The sequence below is a fragment of the Sorangium sp. So ce394 genome, assembly GCF_051474665.1.
Classification (GTDB): Bacteria; Myxococcota_A; Polyangia; order Polyangiales; family Polyangiaceae; genus Sorangium; species Sorangium cellulosum_D.
In genome coordinates this window covers 4,890,475-4,914,391 of sequence record NZ_CP150339.1, presented here as the reverse complement: position 1 = coordinate 4,914,391, position 23,917 = coordinate 4,890,475, and the positions used below count along the sequence as shown (strand labels likewise).

At 72.8% G+C, this 23,917-nt stretch carries 17 protein-coding genes and 1 pseudogene; 9 read left to right on the top strand and 9 right to left on the bottom strand.

The features are described from left to right. The first annotated feature begins 240 nt into the window (after positions 1 to 240). The 3 genes from WMF33_RS18110 (at position 241) to WMF33_RS18100 (ending at position 4,699) form a co-directional block, all read left to right on the top strand. Complete coding sequence (locus WMF33_RS18110; RefSeq protein WP_020735633.1) at positions 241 to 486, top strand: hypothetical protein; 246 nt, start codon at positions 241 to 243, stop codon at positions 484 to 486. A 131-nt stretch (positions 487 to 617) separates the two neighbouring features. Then, positions 618 to 2,423, top strand: coding sequence for a hypothetical protein (locus tag WMF33_RS18105; RefSeq protein WP_437338294.1), 1,806 nt, complete (start codon positions 618 to 620; stop codon positions 2,421 to 2,423). Beyond that, a complete protein-coding gene (locus tag WMF33_RS18100) occupies positions 2,420 to 4,699 on the top strand; it encodes a hypothetical protein (RefSeq protein ID WP_437338293.1) in 2,280 nt (759 codons plus the stop codon). The genes WMF33_RS18105 and WMF33_RS18100 overlap by 4 nt, the downstream gene beginning before the upstream one ends. Positions 4,700 to 4,970: 271 nt before the next feature. On the opposite strand, the gene WMF33_RS18095 is transcribed toward WMF33_RS18100, so the two are convergent. The 3 genes from WMF33_RS18095 to WMF33_RS18085 all read right to left on the bottom strand — a co-directional run bounded on the left by WMF33_RS18095 (position 4,971) and on the right by WMF33_RS18085 (position 7,783). Beyond that, positions 4,971 to 5,546, bottom strand: coding sequence for a c-type cytochrome (locus WMF33_RS18095; protein ID WP_437338292.1), 576 nt, complete (start codon positions 5,544 to 5,546; stop codon positions 4,971 to 4,973). Positions 5,547 to 5,915: 369 nt separating this feature from the next. Next, positions 5,916 to 6,884: a TauD/TfdA dioxygenase family protein gene (locus tag WMF33_RS18090; protein ID WP_437338291.1), complete on the bottom strand. Its 969-nt coding sequence runs from the start codon at positions 6,882 to 6,884 to the stop codon at positions 5,916 to 5,918. Positions 6,885 to 6,967: 83 nt separating this feature from the next. Further along, positions 6,968 to 7,783, bottom strand: a complete 816-nt coding sequence (locus tag WMF33_RS18085; RefSeq protein WP_437338290.1) for a class I SAM-dependent methyltransferase — start codon at positions 7,781 to 7,783, stop codon at positions 6,968 to 6,970. Positions 7,784 to 8,322: 539 nt separating this feature from the next. Between WMF33_RS18085 and WMF33_RS18080 the strand changes: the two genes are divergently transcribed. Next, positions 8,323 to 9,486, top strand: a complete 1,164-nt coding sequence (locus WMF33_RS18080) for a hypothetical protein (RefSeq protein WP_437338289.1) — start codon at positions 8,323 to 8,325, stop codon at positions 9,484 to 9,486. A 45-nt stretch (positions 9,487 to 9,531) separates the two neighbouring features. Here the strand turns inward: WMF33_RS18080 and WMF33_RS18075 are convergent, their stop codons facing one another. Further along, a complete protein-coding gene (locus WMF33_RS18075) occupies positions 9,532 to 12,498 on the bottom strand; it encodes a LamG-like jellyroll fold domain-containing protein (protein WP_437338288.1) in 2,967 nt (988 codons plus the stop codon). A gap of 309 nt (positions 12,499 to 12,807) precedes the next feature. On the opposite strand from WMF33_RS18075, the gene WMF33_RS18070 reads away from it, so the two are divergent. After that, positions 12,808 to 13,884 (top strand): AraC family transcriptional regulator ligand-binding domain-containing protein, encoded by a 1,077-nt coding sequence (locus tag WMF33_RS18070; RefSeq protein WP_437338287.1) that lies wholly within the window; start codon positions 12,808 to 12,810, stop codon positions 13,882 to 13,884. 11 nt (positions 13,885 to 13,895) lie between these two features. On the opposite strand, the gene WMF33_RS18065 is transcribed toward WMF33_RS18070, so the two are convergent. The 4 genes from WMF33_RS18065 to WMF33_RS18050 all read right to left on the bottom strand — a co-directional run bounded on the left by WMF33_RS18065 (position 13,896) and on the right by WMF33_RS18050 (position 19,297). Further along, positions 13,896 to 15,935, bottom strand: a complete 2,040-nt coding sequence (locus tag WMF33_RS18065) for a rhamnogalacturonan lyase (protein WP_437338286.1) — start codon at positions 15,933 to 15,935, stop codon at positions 13,896 to 13,898. Between the two features lie 256 nt (positions 15,936 to 16,191). Beyond that, a complete protein-coding gene (locus tag WMF33_RS18060; RefSeq protein ID WP_437338285.1) occupies positions 16,192 to 16,527 on the bottom strand; it encodes a 4Fe-4S binding protein in 336 nt (111 codons plus the stop codon). After that, positions 16,524 to 18,185 (bottom strand): FAD-dependent oxidoreductase, encoded by a 1,662-nt coding sequence (locus WMF33_RS18055; protein WP_437338284.1) that lies wholly within the window; start codon positions 18,183 to 18,185, stop codon positions 16,524 to 16,526. Before WMF33_RS18055 ends, WMF33_RS18060 begins: the two co-directional genes overlap by 4 nt. Positions 18,186 to 18,466: 281 nt before the next feature. Beyond that, complete coding sequence (locus WMF33_RS18050) at positions 18,467 to 19,297, bottom strand: NADPH-dependent oxidoreductase (protein ID WP_437338283.1); 831 nt, start codon at positions 19,295 to 19,297, stop codon at positions 18,467 to 18,469. 284 nt (positions 19,298 to 19,581) lie between these two features. Here WMF33_RS18050 and WMF33_RS18045 point away from each other — a divergent pair, with 284 nt between their 5' ends. Next, complete coding sequence (locus WMF33_RS18045; RefSeq protein ID WP_437338282.1) at positions 19,582 to 20,307, top strand: alpha/beta hydrolase; 726 nt, start codon at positions 19,582 to 19,584, stop codon at positions 20,305 to 20,307. 37 nt (positions 20,308 to 20,344) lie between these two features. Next, positions 20,345 to 21,289, top strand: a complete 945-nt coding sequence (locus tag WMF33_RS18040) for a hypothetical protein (protein ID WP_437338281.1) — start codon at positions 20,345 to 20,347, stop codon at positions 21,287 to 21,289. A 212-nt stretch (positions 21,290 to 21,501) separates the two neighbouring features. On the opposite strand, the pseudogene WMF33_RS18035 reads toward WMF33_RS18040, so the two are convergent. After that, positions 21,502 to 21,579, bottom strand: a pseudogene (locus WMF33_RS18035) (hypothetical protein); the annotation flags it as partial. 303 nt (positions 21,580 to 21,882) lie between these two features. On the opposite strand from WMF33_RS18035, the gene WMF33_RS18030 reads away from it, so the two are divergent. Together WMF33_RS18030 and WMF33_RS18025 are read left to right on the top strand one after the other, a co-directional pair. Then, positions 21,883 to 22,506, top strand: coding sequence for a hypothetical protein (locus WMF33_RS18030; protein WP_437338280.1), 624 nt, complete (start codon positions 21,883 to 21,885; stop codon positions 22,504 to 22,506). Then, positions 22,500 to 23,912 carry a hypothetical protein gene (locus WMF33_RS18025; protein ID WP_437338279.1) on the top strand — a complete coding sequence of 471 codons (1,413 nt, stop codon included), beginning with the start codon at positions 22,500 to 22,502 and terminating at the stop codon, positions 23,910 to 23,912. The genes WMF33_RS18030 and WMF33_RS18025 overlap by 7 nt, the downstream gene beginning before the upstream one ends. Positions 23,913 to 23,917: the final 5 nt, after the last annotated feature.

Below are 23,917 nucleotides of genomic sequence, written 5' to 3'. Positions count from 1 at the left end.
GTTCGCGCGGGTCGTGTGGCTCCGCGGGCGGCTGTGGGCGATCGAGGATCCGGCGTCGAAGGCCGCGATAGCGCGTGGCCTCCTGGGTGGACACGCAGATCAAGGCATACCCGCGCTCGCCGTTCGTGCTTTCGGCGAGGCCGCAGGGCTATCGAGAGGCGCCGCTCGAGCGCGCGCAGGCGGCGGCTCAATCGAACTTCAGCCCCCTCCCGTCGACTCGTCTGCACCGGGAGGATGCTGATGGACCTGCTAACGTTGCGCCATGCATCAACATCGATGATGCAGCGCCGGGCGTGGTGTTCCTACGCGGTCCATTTGACGGAGTATGCTTGGATTAACCAGGAGCAGATGAAGAAGGACAGGGCCGACGGCCTGCGCGATACGGTGCTCGATTTGCACTGGTTCTTCCACGTGCAACTCGCGCGCATGGCAGGGACGTTCCCGGCCTGGGAGGGAATCCGTCTCGTCCGGGAGCGGTCGGCATAACGCAATGGCAGGCTCTGCATATCGCCTCTGCGCAGCACCACGACGCCCGCCGGGCCTCCAGAGGGCATGCCCCGCCCTGCCTCGCTCATGCGGCTTTACGCCCTCACGCGGATAGGGCAATTCCTCTTTCCATGGAGGCCCCTCGACCCCCGACCGACGCGCAGCCCCCCGCCCCCGAGGCCGATCCGCCGGAGTCCCTCGAGGCGATCGTCCCGAAGCGCAGGCTCTGGCCGGTCTTCGCGGTGCTCGGCCTCGCGATCGCCGCGGCGGGCACCCTCGCCTTCCGCTCGCTCACGGCCACCGATCCGCTGCGCATCCTCGTGGCGATCGATCTCGACGGGTACTGGTGGGAAGGGTCGCTGCCGGCGGCGAGGCTCGCCGACGAGCTCGGCGGGCAGCTCGCCGAGCTCGGGTTCGATCCGGTGAAGGGCGGCGACCCGCGGGTGATGAAGGCGCTGGAGGGCGCCGAGGACCCGAAGCAGGCGGCAAAGGCGCTCGGCGCCGGCTTCATCATCGAGGCGCGCATCGCCCCCGAGATCGTGGAGCACCCGGTCAAGGAGGGCTATTTCGAGCTCCGGGCCGACGCGCCGGTGACGCTCACGTTCCTCGACAAGGGCACCTCGACCGAGGGGCGCCTCCGCGGCTACGCCGGGTCGACGAAGAAGGACCAGGCCATGGCGCTGCTCGCGAACTCCATGGCCTCGCAGGCGCTCGACGCGGTGATCGCGCAGCTCATGGATCACCCCTCGGTGCGCGAGATCACGGAGGGATCGGACATCAAGCTGCTGGAGCGGCTCGCCTCGGCGAGGCGGTTCGTGAAGGATCGCGCCGCGAACCTCGACCGGGCCGCGGGCGCGTACGCCGCCCGCGCGAAGGAGGTCGAGGCCGAGGAGCAGGGGCGCGTGACGTTCCTGTCGCCCCCCGCGGCGGAGGACCTGCTCGTCGGCACGGCCGAGGGCGGCTATTTCGTCAAGACGGCGGATGTCTCGGTGTTCCACTCGGTGAAGTCGAAGGATCTCGCCCGCCGCGAGGCGCTGGAGACGGTCGAGTGGCGGCCGCTCGATCGGCAGGCCGTCCCGACGACGGACCCCGCCGCGGTCAAGCCGATGTGGAGGGGCTATCACGTGTACTCGTACCCGTCCTCGCAGCGCGACGGCGACCGGGTCGCGCTGGTGGAGGACTTCTTCGGCTGGGCGAAGACGATCACGATCGTCGACCGATCCGGGCAGAACAAGCGCGTGCGCGTCGACCCGGAGCACCGCTTCGTCGATCCGAAGCTCGCCCCGGGCGGCAGGTTCGTGGCGGTCTACGATCGCCCGGAGGCCGGCGCGGAGGCCGATCTGATGGTGGTCGACGCGGAGAGCGGCAAGGAGGTGTTCGGCCTCCACACCGAGAACCAGTCGCTCGGCGGGTTCGCGTGGCTCGACGGGACGAGGCTCCTGTTCGTCTATGTGCCCGACGCGGCGGAGGACGACGTGAGGCACCTCGCCGTGGTCGACGTGAGCAAGCAACCCCTGTCGATCGAGCGCCCGTTCCGCGCCAGGCCCGGTGAGGACCTGCGCAACCCGGCGGCGTCGCGGGACGGGACGAAGATCGTGTGCGTCGTCGACGGCGACGAGCCGGGGATCGCCGTCATCGACGCGACGACGTGGCGCCGGAAGGTGTACCCGGTCGACGGCGGCGCGTCGTGGCCCGCGTTCTCGCCCGACGCCGCGCGCGTCGCGTTCGAGACGCGGGGCGCGGGCGGCACCGACATCGCGGTGCTGGCGCTGGCCACCGGCGAGGTGAAGCGGCTGACGGTGGGCTCCGGCCAGGAGCGGGCGCCGTGGTTCTCCGCGGACGGGAAGCGCGTGGTGTTCGAGGTGCGGTACCGCGACCCGGTGTTCCCGCAGAAGCGGTCGCTCTCGCGCATCGCGAGCGCGGCGGTCGAGCCGTGAGCGCGCCCCTGCCTCCTCCGCCGCAGGGCGCCGGGGCTCCGCCGGAGAGCGGCGGCGGCACCCCGCCGCGAGGCGCCGGCGCTCCTCCAGAGAGCGGCGGCGGCACCCTGCCGCGAGGCGCCGGCGCTCCTTCCCAGGAAGAGAGCGCCGCGACCGCGATGTTCTATCGCATGTCGGCCGAGCGCCTGCGCGCGCGCTGCCTCCTGAGCGGCCTCGCGCTCGCGCTGTCGGCCCTCGTCCCGTACGAGGTCGCCTTCGGGCACGGCATCTTCGTGTGGAGCGTGCTCCCCGAGCTCGCGCCCGCGGCGCAGATCGCCGCGCTCGCGCCCGCGCTCGCCGGCCTGTGGCTGCTCTTGCTCGGCGCGCGCACGGGGCGCCGCGCGGGCCTCTTCATCGAGCGGCCGACGTCGCGCGCCGTCGCCGTGCTCGCCGCGCTCGTCGCCGTGAACGTCGCGGTGTGGGCCGGCCGCCGGAGCTCGGCGTGGGACATGCTCCCGCTGCCGGACAGCCTGGTCACGCGGCCGGCCCCGCTCCTCGCGGTCTTCGCGCTCACCGCGGCGGGCGTGGTGCTGCGCTTCCACGCGCGGGCGCGCAGGGGCGGCAGCGCCCTGCTCGTCGCGTCGGTCGCCGCGGCGCTCATCTTCTATCTCTGGCCGTCCCGCGGCGAGATCCCCGCGCAGACGATCGCGCGGGCGGCCGTGCTCGTGGCCACGCTGCCCGACGCGCGCTTCCAGCTCGGGTACGGCATGGTCCTGCTCTTCGCGCTCGGGCCGCTCGCGATCGCGCTGCTGGGCCTCGACCACGCGCGCCGCGTCCCCAGGCGCGAGCACCCGGGCCTCGCGATCGCGGCCGTGTGGGCGATGCCCGCGCTCATGCTGCTCTTCGTGTACCGCGCGTTCCTCGCGGGCGGCTGGGGCGTGGAGGCCGCCACGGTCGCCTTCTTCGCGCTCCTGCTCGCCGCGGTCGTGGCGGTGCTCGCCTCGGCGATCGAGGTGCTCGCGCTCGGCGTGCTGGTGCCCGACGCCGAGCTCGCGCCGGGCGCGCCCGACGGGGCCGGCGCGTCCGGCGCGCGGCCGATCGTGGCGGCCGGCGCCGCCGCGGCCGCCGTCGCCGCGCTGCTCGGGGCGATGCTCGTGCTCGGCCGCCCCGCGCCCAAGGGGGTCGACTGGACGCTCGGCGCGCCCACCGCCGCGTGGGACAGGGTGTTCGGCGAGCTCTTGCCGGGCTGGGAGCGGGCGCGCATCGCGCGCGACGCGCACGCGCGCAGCGCGCAGGGCACGGGCGCCGAGGCGCAGGTGCTGACCAAGGCGCGCAGCCGCGAGATGCTCGCGGCCGCGAGGGCGCAGCCGGGCGGCGAGGGCTTCGCCGCGGCGCTCGCGGCGCTGGCGAGCCAGGTGGACGATCTCGAGCTGTCCGGCCGCGCGTTCGGCCGGCTCGTCGCCGAGGCGAACGACGCCGCGCGGCGCGCCGGCCTGGCCTACTACCTCGATCCCGCCGTGAACCTCGGCGTCTCGGCCGAGGGCACGACGCGGCGGTTCTACACGACGCCTTACCGGGTGAAGGAGGTCCACGCCTTCCGCGTCGGCGGCGACCGCTTCGCGACGCTCCTCGTCGAGCCGATGACCGGCGAGCGCCGCGTCCACCTCGGCTTCTCGCGCGACCAGGACCCGTTCGCGCTCGTCATCGGCTCCGAGGTCCGGGCGTATGCCGAGCGCATCGGCCAGGCGGGCGGCGCCTGCCATGCCGCGGAGGGCGGCGCGGCCGGCGCGCACGCCGGCGCCCTCTCGCGGTGCGACGCGGCGCTCGCGAGGCTGCGCGAGCGCCTCGGCGAGGCGCTGGAGCGGGCGGTGCTCTCCGGCACCGAGCGGCACGAGCTGCAGCATCAGGTCGACGGCCCTCACCTGCCGCTCCCGCCTGCCGTGGCCGAGCTGCTCGCCGGCTTCTCGGACGAGGCGCAGGACCGCGTGGGCCGCGAGCTCTCCGCGTACCTGGCCGAGATGACGGCCAAGGAAGCGCCGCCGCAGCTCACGCTCGTGCACCTGTTCCCCTTCGGGGTGGTCGCGCGCGGCGGCGCCGAGCACCGGGTCGCCACGATCGTCCTGGAGACGCTCTCCGGGAAGAAGCTCCGGCTCGGCGCGCGCGAGGTCGATCCGGAGGCGTACGCGCAGGCGTTCGAGGAGCAGGTGAGCCGCGGCGACGACGAGCTGCGCGAGGCTGCGCGGCGAGGGTACCGCGAGCATTTCGGGGTGGATCTGCAGGAGCCGGTGCGGGAGTGACCGTCGCGGGGCAGCGCGGGTAGCGCCGGGGAGCGGGAACGGTCTCCCGGGGATGCTCGGCCATCCTTCCGACACCGGAAACGGTCTCCACCGGGTTGCTCGGCTAGCCCTCCGGCACCGGAAACGGTCTCCGCCGGGTTGCTCGGCTATCCCTCCGGCACCGGAAACGGTCTCCGCCGGGCAGCTCAGCTGCCTCCACGACACCGGAAGCGGTCTCCCGGGGAAGCTCGGCGGCCTCCCGAACCGGAGCATCGTCGCCGGCCTGCGCGCTTCAGGGCAGGACGCGCGTCTCCCGCGCCGCCGAGAGCGCCGCGCCGCCGGCCCACGGCTCCACGCGGTCTCCCAGCGAGGCGCGCACCTTCGCGACCTCGTCCTTCGTGATGGCGGGCGCGCCGTTCCCCCAGCTCGATCGGACATAGGTGAGCACCAGCGCGATCTCCTCGTCCGACAGGTTCACGCCGAAGTTGGGCATCACGTCGTTGTACTGCACGCCGTTCACCTCCATCGGCCCGGCGGCGCCGAGCAGCGTGATCCGGATCGGCGTCTCCTTGTCCTCGAGCAGCCACGACGCGCCCACGAGGGGCGGATACCGGCCGGGCTTCCCCTCCCCCCTCGCCTGATGGCACCCGGTGCACGAGCGGTAATAGATCTTGCCCCCCTGGGCGAGGTCCTCGTCCGCGACGCCGGAGGCCGCCTCGCCGCGCGCCTGGGTGCGGGCCTCCAGCTTCCGCAGCACCATCCACGGCAGCGCGAGCACGCCGAAGGCCACGATCAGCATGATCACCACGACGTGCGCGGTGCTCGGCTCTCCGTCTCGAGCGTCATCGCGCTTGCCTGCTTCACCCACGGGGCACTCCTCCGCCGCAGATGAAGCGCAGGCGATCCCCGCCGTCAAGGACCCGTCCGGCGGGGCGCGCCGGCGCCGGCGCTGCCGCCCGGAAAGCTGGGTCTCCATGGAGCCGCGTGTCGGGATCGACGTCGGCCGGGAGCTCGGGGCGTATGGCGCCTGACAAGTTCCACGAGTTGCGAAGCCCGACCGCTCTGCCGAAACGCAAGCGTCAGTGGCAAGGAATGCGGGAGAGAGAGAAACCGCAAGGGCGCGAGGGGCGCAAGGAACCAGAGATAAGACAATTTGTCTTCCCCTCGCGTCCCTTGAGTCCTTGCGGTTCCTCTTCCCTTCTGTTGATTTCTTCGGGGCTCTGACGTGATCGGTGCTCTACGCCGTCGCAGCCGCCACAGAGGCGCCCGCGCCGCCGGCGCTCTCGCTCCTCGCCGCGGCGGCGCGCGGCGCCTTCTTGCGGGTGACGCTGCGCTTGCCGTCGATGCTGACGGGCACGTCGCCGTCGACCGTCACCCGGCGCACCACGCGGAGCTGATCGCCGTAATCGTTGACCGCGTAGTGCTGGGTGGCGCGGTTGTCCCAGATGGCCACATCGCCGGCGGCCCACCGCCATCGGACGGTATTCTCGAGGCGCGTCACGTGGTCCTGGAGCACCTGGAAGAGGTGCGCCGAGTCGAACGACGAGACGCCGAGGAGCCTCTTGACGAAGTGGCCGAGCACGAGCGAGCGCTCCCCGGTCTCCGGGTGGACGCGCACCACGGGGTGCTCGGTCTCGTACACGGTCGACGTGAACACCTCCTGAAAGCGCCGCACGTCGTCCGTCGACGCTTGCGGCTTTCGCGCCTGGTAGTCGTACTCGTTGCTGTGCACGGCCCACAGCTTGTCGGCGAGCTCGCGCAGCGCGGGCGGCAGCTCCTCGTACGCCGCGACCGTGTTGGCCCAGACGGTATCGCCGCCGTACGCCGGGATCACGAGCGCCCGGAGGATCGACGCCTTCGGGTAGGCGTCGACGAACGTGACGTCGGTGTGCCAGGAGTTCGCGCGGCCGCCATAGCGCGAGTCGAGCTCATGGATGTAGGAGGTGCCCTGGACGACGGGCACCGTCGGGTGCGCGACGGGCGCGCCGTCGAAGATCGCGGTGAGCTTCTCCTGGGCGGCGTCGTCGAGGTGGTGCTGGTTGCGGAAGAAGATCACCTTGTAACGCAGCCAGGCCTTCCGGATCTCGCTCACCGTGGCGGCGTCGAGATCGGCGGAGAGGCGCACGCCGCGCACCTCTGCGCCGATCCGGCCGGCGACGGGCACGATCTCGAGGACATTGCTGCTCTGGTTCGTCGTGACGCTCATGCGGAATTTTCCTTGTGGTTGTGTCAGCCGAAAAGCATCGTGGGGTGGCGTCGCGCTCGGGTGCCGGCGGACCGGCCCCCGGGTCAGTGCGACGCCGGCTTGTGCGCGATGGCGAACAGCCGCTTGCCCTCGAGGCGGATCCCCTCGGGCGTCCGGAAGGCCTCGAGCTCGCGCTTGATGTCCTCGACGGCCTGGACGCGCAGCGACTCCGGCAGGTGGCCGAGGAAGTTGCCGAACGAGCTCGCCTGCGAGAAGGCGATCGCGGCGCTCGCGTCCGGCTGGTAGTTCACGTTCTCCTGGGCCTCGATCTTCTGCACGGAGAAGCCGGCGCCGCCGAGCAGGCCGGCGAGCTCCTCGGCGGTCACCCAGTGCGGCGTGCCGGCCAGCGACTCCGGGTAGCGCGCGTAGGGCTCGCGCGAGAGCACCTGCCGCTTGATGGCCTGCAGCCGGTTCGGCTGGTCCTTCGCGCCCGTGGTGAGCCCGACGCGCCCGCCCGGCTTGAGCAGGCGGTGGATCTGCCGCAGCGGCTCGGTTTTGTCGGGGAGCCAGTGGAAGACGGCGTTGAGGTACACGACATCGAAGCTGCCCGACGGGAGCCCGTCGAGCGCGTAGGCGTTGCCGACCTGGAACGAGAGGTTCGCCCTCGCCTTGCGCTGGGCGATCTCCACGCGCAGCGGCAGCGGATCGATCCCGAGCACCTGGCCCGTCGGCCCGACGATGCCCGCGACGTGCTCTGCGAGCAGCCCGGTGCCGCTCCCGATATCGAGCACGCGCTCGCCCGCGCGAACGCCGAGCTCGGCGATCAGCCGCTGGCCGTGGCGGAACTGCCGCTCGGCGCTGCGTACCTCGTAGTCCTGTGCGAGCTGCGGCGTATCGAAGACGAGACTGAGTCCACTCATGCGAAGGCTCCGGGAAAGAGAGGTTGCCGGGCGCTCTCGGCGGGGCGACGCCCTCGTCCGCGACCGTCCACCCCGGCGGCGATCGCACGTCGCACGCGCCGTGCCATGCGTTTCCCCGCGCTCCCGCGGGCCCCCGCCCGCCCGGTGCTGCGTCGCGAGCACGCCGCCAGCACCTCGTGCTGCTCTGGCCGCACCTCGTCCGCCGCGAGCGCGTGGCGCGAGGGCGCGCCGCGAGCGCGCGAGGGCGCGAGAGCGCAGCGGACAGACCACAACCGTACATCCCCCCTGGACCGTTTCGCGCCTGAAGGGCGCCGTACAGCAGCAGTGGATACTCGAAGGTTCATTTTTTCACTGGAGCCCCCTTTCGGCATCAGGCGTCATCGAACGCGCTCTGCTGGGCGCACTTCATCGGTCGGCGCGTGCACGTTCACATGGCCGGATGACGCGCGCGGGGCGATGCGACGCGGCGCGGAGTCGGTGAATCCACGTTTCCCGGCGCTCCATTCCTGTGGCACCATGAGCGCATGCTTCATGATGTCGTGAGGAAAGGTTCTGTTGCCGGCGCGCTGCTGGTGGCGATGGGGTGTAGCTCGGGCGGCGGCGATCCGCCGCCCGGGGGCCAGGCGGGGGGGCCGGGCGTGTCGATGCCGGAGGTCGACGCCGGGCCGGACGGCTCGGACGAGCCGGCGTGTGTCGACTACACGATGCCGACCGATGTGGACTGCGCGGCGCCGCTCGACGGCGTGCTGCCGGCAGACCTGCGCTGTACCGGCCTCTACGGGGACTTCGACAAGCGCGAGCTCGCGTGCGGCGTGCTCGAGTACAAGCCTGCGATGGAGCTCTGGAGCGACGGCGCCGCCAAGCGGCGATTCGTCTCGATCCCGAAGGGCCAGCGGGTGGACGTGAGCAATCCGGACGCGTTCGTGTATCCCGAGGGGACGCAGTTCTGGAAGGAGTTCCGCGTGAAGGGCGCGGACGGCGCGCTGCGCATGGCCGAGACGCGCCTCCTGCGCAAGATGGCCGCCGGCTGGGTCTACACGAGCTATGTCTGGTCCGAGGACGAGCGGCAGGCGATCCAGATGCAGAACGACTTCGGCGTGCCCGATCTCTACGGCACCGGCCACATGGTGCCGACGCGGGATCAATGCAAGGAGTGCCACGTCGGGCGCGCCGATTTCGTCCTCGGCTGGGACGCGCTGATGCTCGGCCCTGGCGCCGAGGGGGTCACGCGCGAGTCGCTGGTCGCGCTCGGCGTGATCGAGGACGCGAGCCCGCTCGCCCTGAAGATCCCCGGCGACGAGGTGGAGCGCCAGGCGCTCGGCTACCTGCACGCGAACTGCGGCGTGAGCTGCCACAACGACCTGCCCGAGTCGGCGGCCCACGATACGGGCCTGTACCTGCGGCTCGAGGCGAGCGAGCTGGGCAGCGTGGCCGCGACGGACGCCGTCCGGACGGGCATGAACAAGCGCCCGGCGGAGAACGCGAAGTACGAGGGGCTGAAGAACCCGGACCCGGCCAACTGGTACGACATCCGTCCTGGTGATCCGTCGCGCAGCCTGCTCGTCGCCCGCCAGGAGCTCCGCGGCTTCGAGGGGCAGATGCCGCGCATCGCGACCCGCCAGGTCGACGACACCGGCCTGCAGCTGGTCACGCAGTGGATTCAAGGGATGACCGAGCCGAACTACCCGCCCCCCGGGCCGTAGGCCCCGCCGCCCGCGGCCAGCGCGCGGCGGGCGCCCGCTGCCGGGTCAGCGCAGCGGCCTCGGCAACCCGGCGATGTGCTCCGATTTTTCCCACGTCCTGATGAACGTCTCGGCCGACTGATCGCGCAGCGCGCTCAGGTACTCCGGCCGCAGGCCCACGGCCTCGAGATCGCCGTGCAGCTGCGCGATGAGGCCGTGGTGGGCGTAGCCGCGGGTGTGGAAGTACGCCCAGTCCTTCTCGTCTTGCGTGCTGTAATGGGTCAGGTTCGGGTCGACCGACGGAATGCACGAATCGATGCTCGACAGGGGTTGCGCCAGGCAACCCGCGCACTCACCCAGATCGCCCGGCCGCTGCAAGCACTGCTCGACGGAGTTGCCATTGCACCAGTCGCCGCGATCGGTGGTGTATCCGAGCCGCGGGGCGACCCCCTGTCCGAGGCCCTGGAAGTCGCCGGCCCACGCGACGCGCTTCCCCGCCAGGTCGGCCGCGTACGCCACGCTCTGGGCCAGCGACCGCGTCGAGCGGGCGCAGGAGTTCTCGACGCCCGAGCTCGGGTAGTCGAGCGCGACGTCGCCGCCCGTGAAGTGGCCCGCGAAGCCCTCGGTCTCGGCGATCATCTGCAGGGCGTCGTCGCCCAGCTTGCCCTCCCAGCCGGCGCTGCCGTCGGCGCTGATCCGCCGGGCGTAGACGTGGCTCGCGACGAGCGGGTAGCCGTAGCGCGACGACGACAGCGCATACACGTCCTCGATCGCCTGCTCGGAGATGTGCCCGATCTCGAGCAGCATGCCCTTGTCCATCATGCGGTCCACGACCTGCGCGCCCTCGTAGGTCAGCCCGAGCACGTTCTTGCTCACCGCGACGGGCGCGTCGGTGATCGTCGCGTCGACCCCGGGCATGACGCCGCCGCCCGGGTACACCTTGAAGCCGTCCCAAGCGCCGGCGTTGAGGAAGCGCTCGGCTATCTTGAGCGAGCAGAGCTCTTCGTAGCTCGTCGCGTGCGCGGGCGAGCAGCCGAGCTGGTTGCTCTGGTCGACGGCGAAGGGGTGCTCGGGGTCGGTCGCGAACGGGTTGTTCGGGTCGGTCTGGCACTGCACGTTGTGCAAGAAGCAGTTGAGAAATGACTGCTGCGCGGCGAACTGGGGCACGTAGATGGCCGTGCCGGCGATGCGCGTGTTGAGCGAGTGCGCGAGGAAGGCCGTGCGGGCCCCGAGGTAGTGGTAATATTCGAGGCGGTCGACCGGGCTGTCGTACGGGGCCCACGCGTAGTCGGCCTCGATGCCGATCACCATCGCCATCTTGCCCTCGCTGATGATGCGGCGGGCGTCGGCCGCCGAATAGGCGATCTCGAGAAAGTCAGCGTGGTTGCTGGCGAGCGCCTTCAAGAACTGGATCTGCCTGACGATGCTCTGGAGCGAGTCGGCCATGTCGCACTCGAACCCTTCCTGCCGAAAGGGGTTGGTGCCGACGCCGTTGCGCACGAGCGAGCAGAGCGGGTAATTCTCGACCGCCTGGGCCACGATGAGCTTGAGGCCGCCCTCGAGGGCGCGGCGCAGGTAGCCGTGCCAGTAGCGGGGGTGGGCGTTGGTGTCCCATTTGGGCCACTCGAGGTAGTCATGCTCGGGGTCGCCCGTATGGCCGTCGATCCGCTTGTAGTAGCAGTCGCCGAGCCCGCCGCCGTGGCAGCAGGTGTCGACGCCCAGGAGGTTCGCGAAGCCGACGTCGCAGATGCCGGCGGCGCCGGCATGCGTGTGGCCCGAGCCGTCGCAGCTCTGCATCGCCTCGGCCTCGTCGCCCTCGACCGAGCCCCAGAACCACTTGCCGCTGAAGGCGAGCTCGGAGGCGACGTGCTCGTGGGTGGCGGCGGCCCCGATCACCGGGTCGCCCGTCGTGGGCACGTCGTCGAGGGTCACGTGATCGATCGCTCCCTCGGTCAGGCGAAGGCGGTCGATGTCGGGCGCGGGCCGGCCCGAGCTCGAGAAGGCGATGGCGTTGGGTCCGGCGTCGAGGTCGACGCGCAGCACCCGCGTGGTCGGCGTGTAGAAGTCGCCGTCGGTGAAGGGCACGAACGTCGGCGGCCGGTCGTTGACGCTCACCACCGCTTCGCCCTCATAGCCGAGCCAGTCCACCTCGAGCAGGTAGCGCCCGGCGGTCGGGGCCATGACGCCCTCGAAGCGCAGCGACGCGTCGTAGCCGATGCCCCGGACGACGGCGCCGCCCGAGCAGGACCCGCAGTTGAAGTCGTCGACGTAGAGCCCCTCGAGACCGTTCGACGGCGCCTCGGCCTCGTAGACCGCGGGCAGCGCCCACGGCGGGGGCGGGGGCGAGTTTGCGACGGCGGAGACCTCGCCGGCGCTGAGGGCGCGGTCGTAGAAGAGCACCTCGTCGATCGAGCCCTCGAAGCCGTCCCACGACGGGTGGTTGCCGATGACGATGGGCCGGCTCGACGCCTGCGGCGTGCCGGTGGCGGGCTTCCACGCGGCGAGCACGCCGTCGACGTAGAGCGCGATCCGGCTGCCGTCGTACGACCCCGTGACGTGCGCCCACCGGCCCGCCACCGCCGGCGCGGTGACCGAGACCGTGGTGCCCCACTGCCCGCCCGGGAACGTCACGGCGAACATGAACCTGTCCCCGAGGAACCACAGGCCCCACACGTCGGGGCTCCACCAGCGGTTCACGATCGCGCCCGGCCCCGCGGGCTTCACCCAGGCGGCGACCGTGAACCTGGGCGCGGCGAAGGCCGAGGCGCTCGAGACCTCGGCCCGGCTGTCGGGGGCGCCGTCGAAGACGGCTCCCCCGTCGTAGCGCCCGTCGCCGCAAGCGGCGGTGCCGTGGAGCTGGGCGTGGTGCGGCGTCGCGCCCTGATCGACGACCTGGCCCCCCGCGCAGGCGTCGAAGCTCCAGTGCCCGAACGGCCTGGGCGCCGACACGCCCTGCGCCGCGGCGGTGCTGGGCGCGGCCGCGGCCGCGAAGAGCGCGAGCACCCGGGGTAGAATGACTGTTCGACGAACCATCTTAGCCTCCTTCGATACGAACCCGAGACCACCGAGACCCGCCCCGACGCCGGCGCCGCCCGCCGATCGCGCGCGACGCGCCCCGGCGCCAGCCCGCACGCCGTGACCACGCCCTTCGCGCTCGGCGCGGCCAGGGCGCGCCCGGCGGGCCCTTCGCGGCCCGTGCGCGGCGCCAGCTCGGGCCCGACCTGGCACGCGCAACCACGGGCAGGCCCATCGTGCGCCCGGGGCCCTTCGGCCTTCCAGTGGCATGAGCCGCCACCGCGTTGTCATTTGACGCCATGGCCCCGCGGGCGCGACCATGGCGGCGTGAAACGAGGTGCGCCCGGGCCCGCCGCTCGACCCGCCCCGTACGCCGATTCGCCCCTCTATCGCTCGTTCGTCGTGCGCCCGGCGCTCTGGTGGGCGCAGGGCGCGGGCGCCGACGCGGTCGCGCTCGCCGCGCGCTTCGGCCTCGGGCCATCGGCGCTCGAGGACCGCATGAGCGAGATGCCCCTCGCCGCCTACCGCGACCTCGTCGACGCCTGCGCCGAGGCCGCGCGCGAGCCGTTCCTCGGCTTTCGCATCGCCACGTCGCTGCCGCGCGGCTACCTCGGCGTCTTCGAGCTGAGCGCCTCGTCGGCCCCCACCGCGGGCGAGGCCGCGGCGCGCTTCGTCAAATACCTGCCGCTCGTCAACAACGGGCTCTTGAGCGCCCGGCTCGATCGCGGGGGCGGCGAGGTCATCCTGCGCCAGTGGATCGACGGCGAGCCCCTCGCGCAGGGCCGGCACGGCAACGAGTTCATCCTGACCGCGATGCTGCGCCAGTCGCGCGAGTTCACCGGCCGGCACGTCGTGCCCCGCCTCGTGCGCCTCGCCCACCCCCGCCCGCCCGACGTCGGCGAGCTCGAGCGCTGGTTCGGCGCGGAGCTCTGCTTCGACAGCGGCGAGAACGCGCTCGTCGTCAGCGAGGCGGTCATGGCCCTGCCCCAGGTGGCCGCCGACGGCGCCCTGCTCGAGGTGCTCGACCAGCACGCCGCGCGCATGCTCGACGAGCGCGCCCAGCGCCCCGACGACTTCCTCGCCCGGGTGCGCCGCAGCGTCCGCGAGAACCTGACCCACTCCGAGGCGCTCTTGCCGCGCGTCGCGTCGCTCCTGTCGTCGAGCCCGCGCACGCTCCAGCGCGAGCTGACCGCGCGCGGCACCTCGTTCCGGCGCGTGGTCGACGAGGTGCGGGCCGAGGCCGCCCGCGCCTACGCCGCCGAGGGCGAGCTCGGCGTCGGCGAGATGGCCTTCCTGCTCGGGTACGCCGACACGCCGAGCTTCGTCCGCGCCTTCCGCCGCTGGACGGGCCAGACCGTCGGCGACTACCGGCGCGACGGCGCGCCCGCCGCGCCGCCGCGCTGAAGCTCAGCGCGTCAGCGGACGTGGATGTCCGGCTTCGGCACCGGGGCCATCCCCTCCCCGATGTGGAAGCTCGGGTGAGGCGGCTGGTTGTAAGCGCCGTTTTGCCACGAGATGGCCACGCGGTACTGCGGATCGTGCATCAGCGTGTGGATCCGGTTCTTCGCGACCTGGTTCGTCGTGAAGATGCGAATCGAGTCGCCGCAGCGGAAGATCACCTCCTCGCGCCAGTCGCCCAGGATGTCGGCGCTGAGCGTCGGGCTGCTCTTCGTGCCGTTGTTCGCGGCGCACCCGTTCGCCGTGAAGCCCTCGCCCTCGCCGTCGTACTGCTGGACTTTGTTGCTGTCGAGGAGCTCCCGGCTGAGATCCGCGTCCCACCAGATGAGGAAGTTGGACGACGAGGGGCGGTTCCCGGCGGCGCCTCCGTCCGAGCCGCGCAAGAGCTGGCTGCTATTGACCCACGCCTCGCTCCCGGGGCTGCGCGGATCGATGTCCGCCGCCACGCCCCGGCCCGGGCCCTCCTCGCCGCCGTTGCCCGGCCCCTTCCAGATCACCTCGCACGTGCGGGCGTCGCGCATCGCGTACGCGGGCGACTCCCCGCCCTCGTACGGCATGAACACCTCGAGGCCGGGGCGCGACGGGATGTGATCCGTCACGTGCAGCGCGTCGCCGTGAGCGTAGTAGTCCACCGTGCAGAGGCCCTTGCCGTCGTTGTCGAACGTCGCGCCGCCGTTGATGATCTCCTGCTGCGGATCGTCGTCCACGTTCGCCACGCTGATGGAATGGGCGCCCTTGCCGCCGTACGCCCCGTTTTCGCGGCTCGAGCTGGAGTCGAACGTCCAGAGGTTCGTGAGCGCGCCGTCGCGGTAGTTCCACGCCGACAGCGTGGTGCGCGCGTAGTAGCCCCGGCCGAACACCGCGCTCGGCCGGCCGGTGTCGTCGAGGAACGCGATCGTGCCCACGAAGCGGTCGACGCGGTTGCCGTAACACTCGTTGTTGCCCCAGCTGCACACGTCGCCGCGCCCCACCTTGAACTCCGTCGTCGCGAGCTCGGCGCCGGTCTCTCCGGAGAAGACGGTGAGATACTCCGGGCCGGTGAGGATGTACCCATCGTTGTTGCGGTAATCCTTCGAATCGTCGTCGGCGGCCGCGGGCCCCAGGCTGAGCGGCTCGCCCCGGCCGTCGCGCGTCCCCGGCGCGGTCTTGACCGCCACCTCCGCCTTCCCGTCGCCGTCGAGATCGTAGACGAGGAACGGCGAATAGTGCGCCCCGGCCCGGATGTTCACGCCGAGATCGATCCGCCACAGCCGCTTGCCTTCGAGCGTGTACGCGTCCAGGTAGGTCTTGCCGGTGCGGCCAGCCTTCGAGTTGTCCTGGAGGTTCGACGGATCCCACTTGACGACGATCTCGTATCGCCCGTCGCCGTCCAGATCTCCCACGCTGCCGTCGCCGCTCGAGTACGTGTAGCCGTCCCCGGCCGGCGGCGGCGTCGTCGGGATGGACAGGGATCCATCCTTCCACACGGGCGCAGCCTCCGACTCGCCCTGCTCGACGCCGCCGACGACCGGACGCACCGTGTAGACCGAGCTCGGGGAGCCGCCGCGGTCCACGAAGTTCGTGGAGTCCGCGATCGGCGCGTCGTTGACCTTGGTGCCGTCGCGGTAGACGTTGAAGGCGATGTCGTCGGGGTCGTAGCCGAACAGGCGAAAGCCCACGTAGATCCCGCCGTCCGTGGGAACGGCCACGACGCCGCGGTCGAGGTCCTCCATCTGCGCGAACCCGGTCGGCGCCGGCGCGCCCCCGCCGCCGCCCGAGCCGGTGCCGGCGCCCGCGCCGCCGCTGCCCGACGCAGGACCGCCGCCGGAGCCCGTACCGGTCGCGTCGCCGCCGGAGGCCGTGCCGGTCGCGCCGCCGCTGGAGGCCGTGCCGGCCGCGTTGGCGCCGCCCGTGCCGGGGTCGCCGCCGCCGTCCCCGCCAGCGCCGGTTTCGCCTGAACCGCAGGCCACGAGCCCAGAAGCGAGCGAGAAACAGATCGAGAGAACAGGGCGCCTCATAAGCGTACCTCGCGTTGCCGCTCCTCCGCCGGTCGGCGGCTCGCCTCCCGGACCGTGAGCGGACGGTGATCGGATCGCTCGCCTAGGTTGCGACATCCGCGCAGAACCAGTCACCTGGAGCGCGCAGGGCGTGCATTTTGTCGATGGACTGAAATTTTGAACACGCCCAGGACGGGCGCGTCGTTCGAGGCCGGCGGGAGCGCCGATCCAGCCGGCAAAGCGCTCTCGCGGCAGGAGAGCTCGCGGCGGCGCGGCCTCAGCCCCGGCGCGCGGCCTCGAGGACGCGGAACGTCTGGTCGGCCTCGGCGCCCGGCTTGCGCCGGCTCCCCCACCCGACCGCGGCCCGGTAGCTGCCGAGGAGCCCGGACGCCGAGAGCTGCTCCTCGTCGACCTGGACCGGCCGCTCGGCCTCCGGCGCCACGTAGAGCGCGTCCACCGGGCAATAGGCCTCACACATGAAGCACGTCTGGCAGTCGCGCTGCCGGGCGATCACCGGCGCGCCGCCCGGGACGCGATCGAACACGTTGGTGGGGCAGACCTCGACGCAGAGATCGCACCCGATGCACCGGGCATCGCTGACGAGCTCGATCATGGCGCGTGCGCCTCCGCCGGGGCCGGGCTGACCGATGCCGTCGGCGGCGACTCGGGGCGCACCCACACGCGATCGAGCCCGCCGGTGATCAGCCGCCGCTGCTGCGCCGGATCGAGCCCCGGGTGGTCCTTGTGCTTGTGCATCCCGCGCGTCTCGGTGCGCGCGCGCGCCGCGTTGAACATCCAGCGCGCCGTGGCCACCATCGCCGCGCCCTCGCGCGCCCGCACGACCTCGCGCACCTCCGCCCCCGGCCGGCCCTGCCGCACGTCGCGCCAGAGCGCGTCGAGCCGGTCGAGCGAGACCGCGAGCCCCCGCTCGGTGCGGAACAGGTTCTTGTCGTACGGGAACACCTCGTCCTGCACCGACCGGATCACCGCCTCCGCGTCGAGCTGCCGCGTCCCGCCCGCCGCCGGGAGCGCCGCGCTGCCGGCCCCCCGGGCGGTCCGCTGGCCGGCGCGGCCGCCGAGGCTGCGCGCGAACGCGGCGGCGCCCTCGCCGGCCCACTGCCCCGACGAGATGGCCCACGCGGCGTTGTGGCTGCCGCCGCCCGTGAAGCCGCCGCAGATGAGCTCTCGCGTGGCGGCGTCCCCGGCGGCGTAGAGCCCCGGCGTCGACGTGGCGCAGCTGTGGCTCGTGATGCGGATGCCGCCGGTGCCGCGCACGGTGCCCTCGAGCCGCAGCGTGACGGGGAACCGCTGCCGGAACGGGTCGATGCCGGCGCGGTCGAACGGCAGGAAGAAGTTCGGCTGGGCCTTGCGCATCCAGGCCTCCAGCGCCTCGTCGGCCTTGTCGAGCTGCGCGTACACCGGCTGCGTGAGCAGGGTCTCCGCGATCACCGAGCGGCCGCGCTGCGAGCCGGCGCCCTCGATGACGCGCCCGTCCTCGTAATAGAAGGTCGCCCAGTTGTAGAAGAGCGTCTTCGTGACCGACGCGAAGGCCGGGGCGATGGCGTAAGCGTTCGAGAACTCCATGCCCGACATCTCGGCGCCCGTCTCGGCGGCCATGAGGCCGCCGTCGCCCGTGAGCACGTTGGTGCCGAGGGCCTTGCTGAGGAACGCGCAGCCGCCGGTGGCGATGACCACGGCCCCGGCCTTCACCACCCAGCGCTGCCCGAGCTGCCGGCAGACGCCGGCCGCGCCGGCGACCACGCCGTCCGCGTCGACCAGGAGCTCGAGCGCGGGGCTGTGATCGAGGATGCGGACGCCCGCGAGCTTCACCTGCTTGCGCATGAGCCGCATGTACTCGGGCCCTTGCAGGCTGCGGCGGACGGGCTGCCCGCCGTCGTCGACCGGAAACGGATATCCCCAGGTCGCGAGGTCGTTCACGCTGGACCACGTCCGGTCGAGCACGCGGTCCATCCAGCCCCGGTCGGCGAGGTAGCCGCCGAGCCCTTCCCGGCTGGCCTTGGCGGCCTCGCGCGCCTCGGGGGTCGGGGGCACGTACCAAACGCCGACCCCGGACGGCGCGGTGGCGCCGCTGCTGCCGCAATAGCCCTTGTCCGCGAGCACCACGCGCGCGCCCTGCGCCGCCGCGGCGAGCGCCGCCCACGTCCCGGCGGGCCCGCCGCCCAGCACCAGGACGTCGGCCTCCAGCGCCAGCGTGTCGCTCCCGTCGAGGACGCGCCCGACCTCTCCCTCTGGCTCCCGTACCTCGCTCATGATTGGACGACTCCCTTGCTCAGATCCGCTGCTCTGCCGAGCGCTCTGCCGAACGCCCGGCCCATCGCTCGGCCGAGCGCCCGGCCCACCGCTCTCGCGGAGGCTCGGCCGTTCTCTTTGGATTGCAGCCGACATGCCATGGCCCGTTTTTCCGCTGCGATCTCGCGGGCGGCGCCCTCCCGTTGCTGGCGGCGCACCAGGACCTGCTGCTCGGGTGCTGCTCCTCGCGCACCGGCGTGGCCGCGCGCGAGCGCGCGAGCGCGCGATGGCCGACGCCGGGGCTACTGCAGCCGGAACCCCATCGCGGAGAGGGCCGCGCGCAGCCGGTCGCGCCCGCGCAGCGCCTGGGCCGACGCGACGCGCGCGGCCGAGTGGCGGCTCCAGCTGCCCTGCACGCCCATGCGCTCCCCGGCGTAGAAGCGCTCCATGAGCTTGTCGTAGCCGTCGATGGCGCCGACCTTTCGCTCGAACGCGCCGTACTGCTCGTGGTGCAGGACGACCTCCTGCGGGAGCCGCGGCTTGATGCTCGCCGGGGCCGCCGGGTCGGGCCAGCCGACGCACAGGCCGAAGGTCGCGAACACCTGGTCGGGCAGCCCGAGCTCGGCCGCGACCGCCTCCGGCTGGTTCCGCAGCGCGCCGATGTAGACCGTGCCGAGGCCGATCGACTCGGCCGCGACGAGCGCGTTCTGGGCGGCGAGCGCCGCGTCGACCACGGCCATCACGAACATCTCGAGGTAGTCGAGCCCCTCGTGGCCGACGCCGCGGTGCTCGGCGAGATCGCCGAGCCGCCGCAGATCGGCGAGCCAGACCAGGAACAGCCCGCAGTCGCGCACGTGCGCCTGGCCGCCGGCGAGCTCCGCGAGGCGCCGCCGCCGCTCGGCGTCCTGCACCGAGAGCACGCTCCAGAGCTGGAGGTTGGAGGAGCTCGGCGCCGACTGCGCGGCCGCCACGAGGAGCTCGAGCGTGCCCTCCGGGAGCGGCTTCGGAAGATAACGGCGCACCGAGCGGTGCCCGAGCAGGCTCTCGATCACCTCGTTCCACTGCGCGAAGCGGGGCGCCGCCCCCTCGCCGCCGTATCGCTCGCCAAAATGCTCCAGGGCGCGGTTGCTCATCGATCGTGCTCCTTCTGTCCCGTGGGTCGCTGACGTCGCGCTCCGGCACGCGACGAGGATCCCAGCCTCGACGCGGCGGCGCTCCGGGGGCTGCCGGCGAGCCCGGCGGCGCCGCCGCAAGGCGCGACGCTCGTGGCCTCGGGGCCAGCCACATTCATCCAATAAAACGGATGAATATTCCGTTTCAACAGACACGTCAACGGCGCCGCGGTGGACCGCTTGCGGTCGGCCGGCCCTGGCACAACGCCAGATTTATGAAAATTTCCGCTGTAGCTCTAGCAGCGTTGAGCCTCGCCGTGCTTGCGGCGGGGTGTGGCAAGGAGGAACGTGCGCTCGCGGAGGCGCGCCCGGTGGAGCCGGCGGCGGTGGCCGCGCCGGAGGCGGCGGATCCGCCGCTCGTGGCGACCGAGATGGCCGTGCCCGGCGATCTGCCGGCGTTCGTGGTCACCGGGCGCGGCGGCGCGTGCCCGCGGATGGTGTTTCTCCACGGCATGTGCGGGCACGGGCTCGGCTACGTGCAGGCCATGCAGGGGGCGGCGCGCGAGCACGGCGGGGTGCTCGGGCTCCAGGGCGACGTGCCCTGCGGCGGCGGGCCGTTCAGCAAGTACTCGCCCGACCCCGAGGAGCAGGATCGGCGCATCCGGAGCGCGCTGGCGGCGTGCGGCGGCGAGGCCGAGGATCTCGTGGTCATCGGTTACTCGCAGGGGGCGTACATCGCGGAGCGGCTCGCGGAGCGCTGGCCGGAGCGGTACTCGCGGCTCGTGCTGATCGGCGCGCCCACGACGGCCAACGCGGCGCGCCTCCGCGACCTCCGGGGGGCGGTGATGATCAGCGGCGAGCACGACGCGAAGTACCGCATGAAGGAGGGCGCGGGCGGCCTCATGGCGGCGAAGATCCCGGCGGTCTATCGGGAGATGCCCGGCGCGCGCCACGGGGAGATGCCGGAGGCCGAGCGGGTGATGGATGAGGCGCTCGACTGGCTCGACGCGAACGCGCGGCCGCGCCCCTGACGCGGGCCCGGGCGCGCGTGCTATGGAGCTCGCGCCCATGGTCGAGCGCGCGTCCTCCGCCGGGGCGCCGCGGGAGGCGAGCGCCGCGCTGGCGCCCGCCGATCCGCTCGGCGCCCTCAACCAGGCCTTCCTCGACGCGTACGCCGCGCGCCGGGAGGCGGTCCTCGCCAGCATCGAGCCGATCATCGCCCAGATCGACGACAGCCTCATCCTGCGGCGCGGCGGCCGGCGGTTCGAGGGCCCCGCGCGCACCCGGCGTTACCACGAGCTCAAGGTCGTCGCGCACGCTCCGCTCGCCGTCCACGCGCTGCTCTCGGGCCGGCGCGGCGCGCTCGACGGCGAGGCGCGCGGCCGGCTGGCCGATCTCCGGCAGCGCATCGCCGCCGCCGCGGCCGACCTCGACGGCCGCGGCTTCACCGCGGAGCAGCTCGCCCGCCAGCGCCGGATCCTGGGCGCGTCGCTCGCGCTCCTCGACGAGGCGAGCGCGGCGGGCGGCGTCGCGCCCGAGGCGCTGTCCGCCTTCACCCGCGCGCAGACGCAGGACGTCCTGCTCAACGCCGAGGACGCGGCGCGCGACCAGATCGAGACGATGCACGCCACGGTCGAGGCCTGGAAGCGGGACATGACCGCCGACGAGCGCGAGCGGCTCCGGGCGGTCGTCGCGGTCTCGCACATGGCCCGCCCGGGGAACGTGGCCGCGCAGTACTTCTCGATCACGCTGGGCGAGACCTGGCAGGGCCGCTTCGACCAGGAGGATCTCCGGCCGGGGAAGCGCGTGCTGACCGCCGAGGCGACGTTCGACGAGGCGGAGGCGTTCGCGCTCCTCGCGACGCACGCGCTCGACGCCGGGGTGGCCACGCGGTTCTTCGGCGAGGAGACCCGGCTCGCGCGGGACATCCTGGCCGACGCGGCGGAGCGGATCCTCGCGGGGATGTTTCAGAAGGAGCCGGCGCCGACGGGGCAGGCTGGCGCGGGAGGGTGATGGTCGAGCACGGGGGGTGAGAAGCGCTGCTGGCGTCCGCCTCCCGTCTCGCCTCTCGCGTCTGCCGTCTCGCGTCTGCCGTCTGCCGTCTGCCGTCTGCCGTCTCCCCTCTCCCCTCTCCCGTCTGCCGTCTGCGTCTGGCCTCTGCGTGCGCGTGCGCGTGCGCGCTGACGCCATGGAATCGCGCACGCGCACGCGCACGAAGGACGAGCACGGAAGACGGAAGACGGAAGACGGAAGACGGAAGACGGAAGACGGAAGACGGAAGACGGAAGACGGAAGACGGAAGAATCGGTCATCCACCCGTCAACCACCCGCCATCCATTCGTCGATCGTCCTCCCACACTCCGGTCATTCCGCGCCGGGCTCGAGCCGCTCCTCGAAAGCACCGCTCGGCTCGATCCATTGCCAGGCCCGCCGGAATCCTGCCCATCGCTCCACTCGATTCCTCTTTCGACTAGGGTGCCGCGCCGCTCGGGATGACCTTCACGACACCTCTGTCCTCCGCACGCTTCTCCGCTCCGCTGGGCGCGCTCGCGCTCGCGGCGCTGTCGCTATGGCCGGCCGCGGCCCGCGCACAGCCCGTGGCGCCCATGCACGGCGCGCACTCCGTCCCCGCCCCCGGCGGCACGAACGGCCCGCCGCCGGCCGAGGCGGCGCCGGCCATCCTGTCCGCGCCGAAGCTCCCTGCCACGAGCGGCCCGCGCGCGCTCGCAGGCTTGGCCTGGATCCGCGCCGCGGTGCTCGGGGTTCGCCTCGACGTCGGCTGGCAACTGCCGTTGACGAACGTCATCGCGCTGCGCGGGTACCTCGCGTCGATGTATTCCTACGACTCGATATCCCTGGCGGACCTCGGCGGGCTGGCGCCAGGCAGCGGGCTGTTGCCAGAAGGAGAGCTCGAGATCCACGAGCTCGCGCTCCTGGCGACCGCCGAGATCGACGCCGCGCTCTTCTCCACCGATCAGGGCCGCCTCGCGGCCGGCGGCGGGCTCGGGATGGGGCCCTCGTTCGCATGGGTGAAGATGCCCGATATGCCGTTCCGGCCCGGCGAATGGACGCACGCGAGCGCGGTGATCGGGCGGCTGTCAGGGCACCTCGAGTACCGCTTCGCCTCGGGCTGGGTGCTCCGCGGCCAGCCGTTCGGGGTCCTCTTCTCCGGACAGGAAAACTCGGATACGGCCTACGAGATGGCCATCATGGGAGGATACCAATGGTGAGGCGAGGCGCGGATGGCTTCGCGCTCGGGTGGGTCGGCGCGCTGCTCTGCGCGGGCCTCGCGGCGGTGGCGTGGGGGCCCCTCGGGTGCAGCGCGGGGTGGGAGCCGGCCCCGGACTGCGGGCTCCAGGGAGACACCTGCAGCGAGCACGGCGACTGCTGCTCGTTCGGTTGCATCGCGGGCAGCTGCGCGTGCGCGCCCGTCGGCATGGCCTGCCACACGGACGCCGCTTGCTGCTCGGGTGCGCGCTGCGAGTCCGGCTCTTGCCGGCCGGGGTGTCGCGCGGCGGGCGCCGCGTGCGCCCGCGACGGCGACTGCTGCGACGGGCTCGCGTGCGAGGGGGGCCGCTGCGGCGAGCCGCGCTGCAACCGCGCCGACGAGGCGTGCAGCGACGACGGCGCCTGCTGCGAGGGCCTGACCTGCCTGCCGTCGAGCGACGGGAGCTCGTCGTTCGGCACCTGCAGCTCGAGCTGCGCGGCCCGGGGAGAGAGCTGCAGCAACGGGGCGGCCTGCTGCAACGGTCTCGTCTGCAACTCCGCCACGTGCGTCCAGGCCTGCCGCGAGCGGGAGCAAGGGTGCTCCGACGAGGCGCCCTGCTGCGCCGGGCTCGAGTGCGCGGAGGGCAACTGCCGCGCTTGCGCCGACGTCGGCTTTTCCTGCAGCGCGGCCGGCGACTGCTGCGGCGCGCTCGACTGCGTCGACGAGCGCTGCGCCTGCAAGGCGCCCGGGGAGAGCTGCGCGCGCCCCGACGACTGCTGCACCGGCGGCTGCTTCGACGGCACCTGCGGCTGCCGCCAGACGGGCGGCGCCTGCCAGCGCGCCGAGGACTGCTGCGACGGCTGGGCCTGTCGGAACGGGACGTGCGAGCCGGACGCGTGCTTCCGCTCGGGGCACGTCTGCGCGGTGGCCAGCGATTGCTGCGGCGGCGTCTGCGCGGACGAGGCGTGCTGCGCCGCCGAGGGCAAGGACTGCTCTGACAAGGACGACTGCTGCTCGGGGCTCGTGTGCCACCGGGAGACCGGCTGCGGCCCTTGCGGGGCCATCGGGACGAGCTGCGTGTTCGGCGACGAGTGCTGCGACGGGGCCTGTTACCTCGGCCAGTGCTGCGGCGGCGCGCAGACGGCCTGCGATGCCGCGCGCCCGTGCTGCTACGGCCTCGAGTGCGGGGCCAGCGGGCGCTGCTGCTCGCGCAGCGGCGCGTGCGACGAGGGGGCGGACTGCTGCGACGGCTTCGAATGCAAGGGCGGCTCCTGCGTGGTCGCGCCGGGCGGGCCCTGCGACGGCAGCTTCGACTGCCCCGCCCCGATGAGCTGCATCTCCGGACGCTGCTGCCAGGACCGCCTGACGGCGTGCACGCTCGACACCCAGTGCTGCAGCGGCCGGTGCCACCTGAACGAGTGCCAGTAGGACGA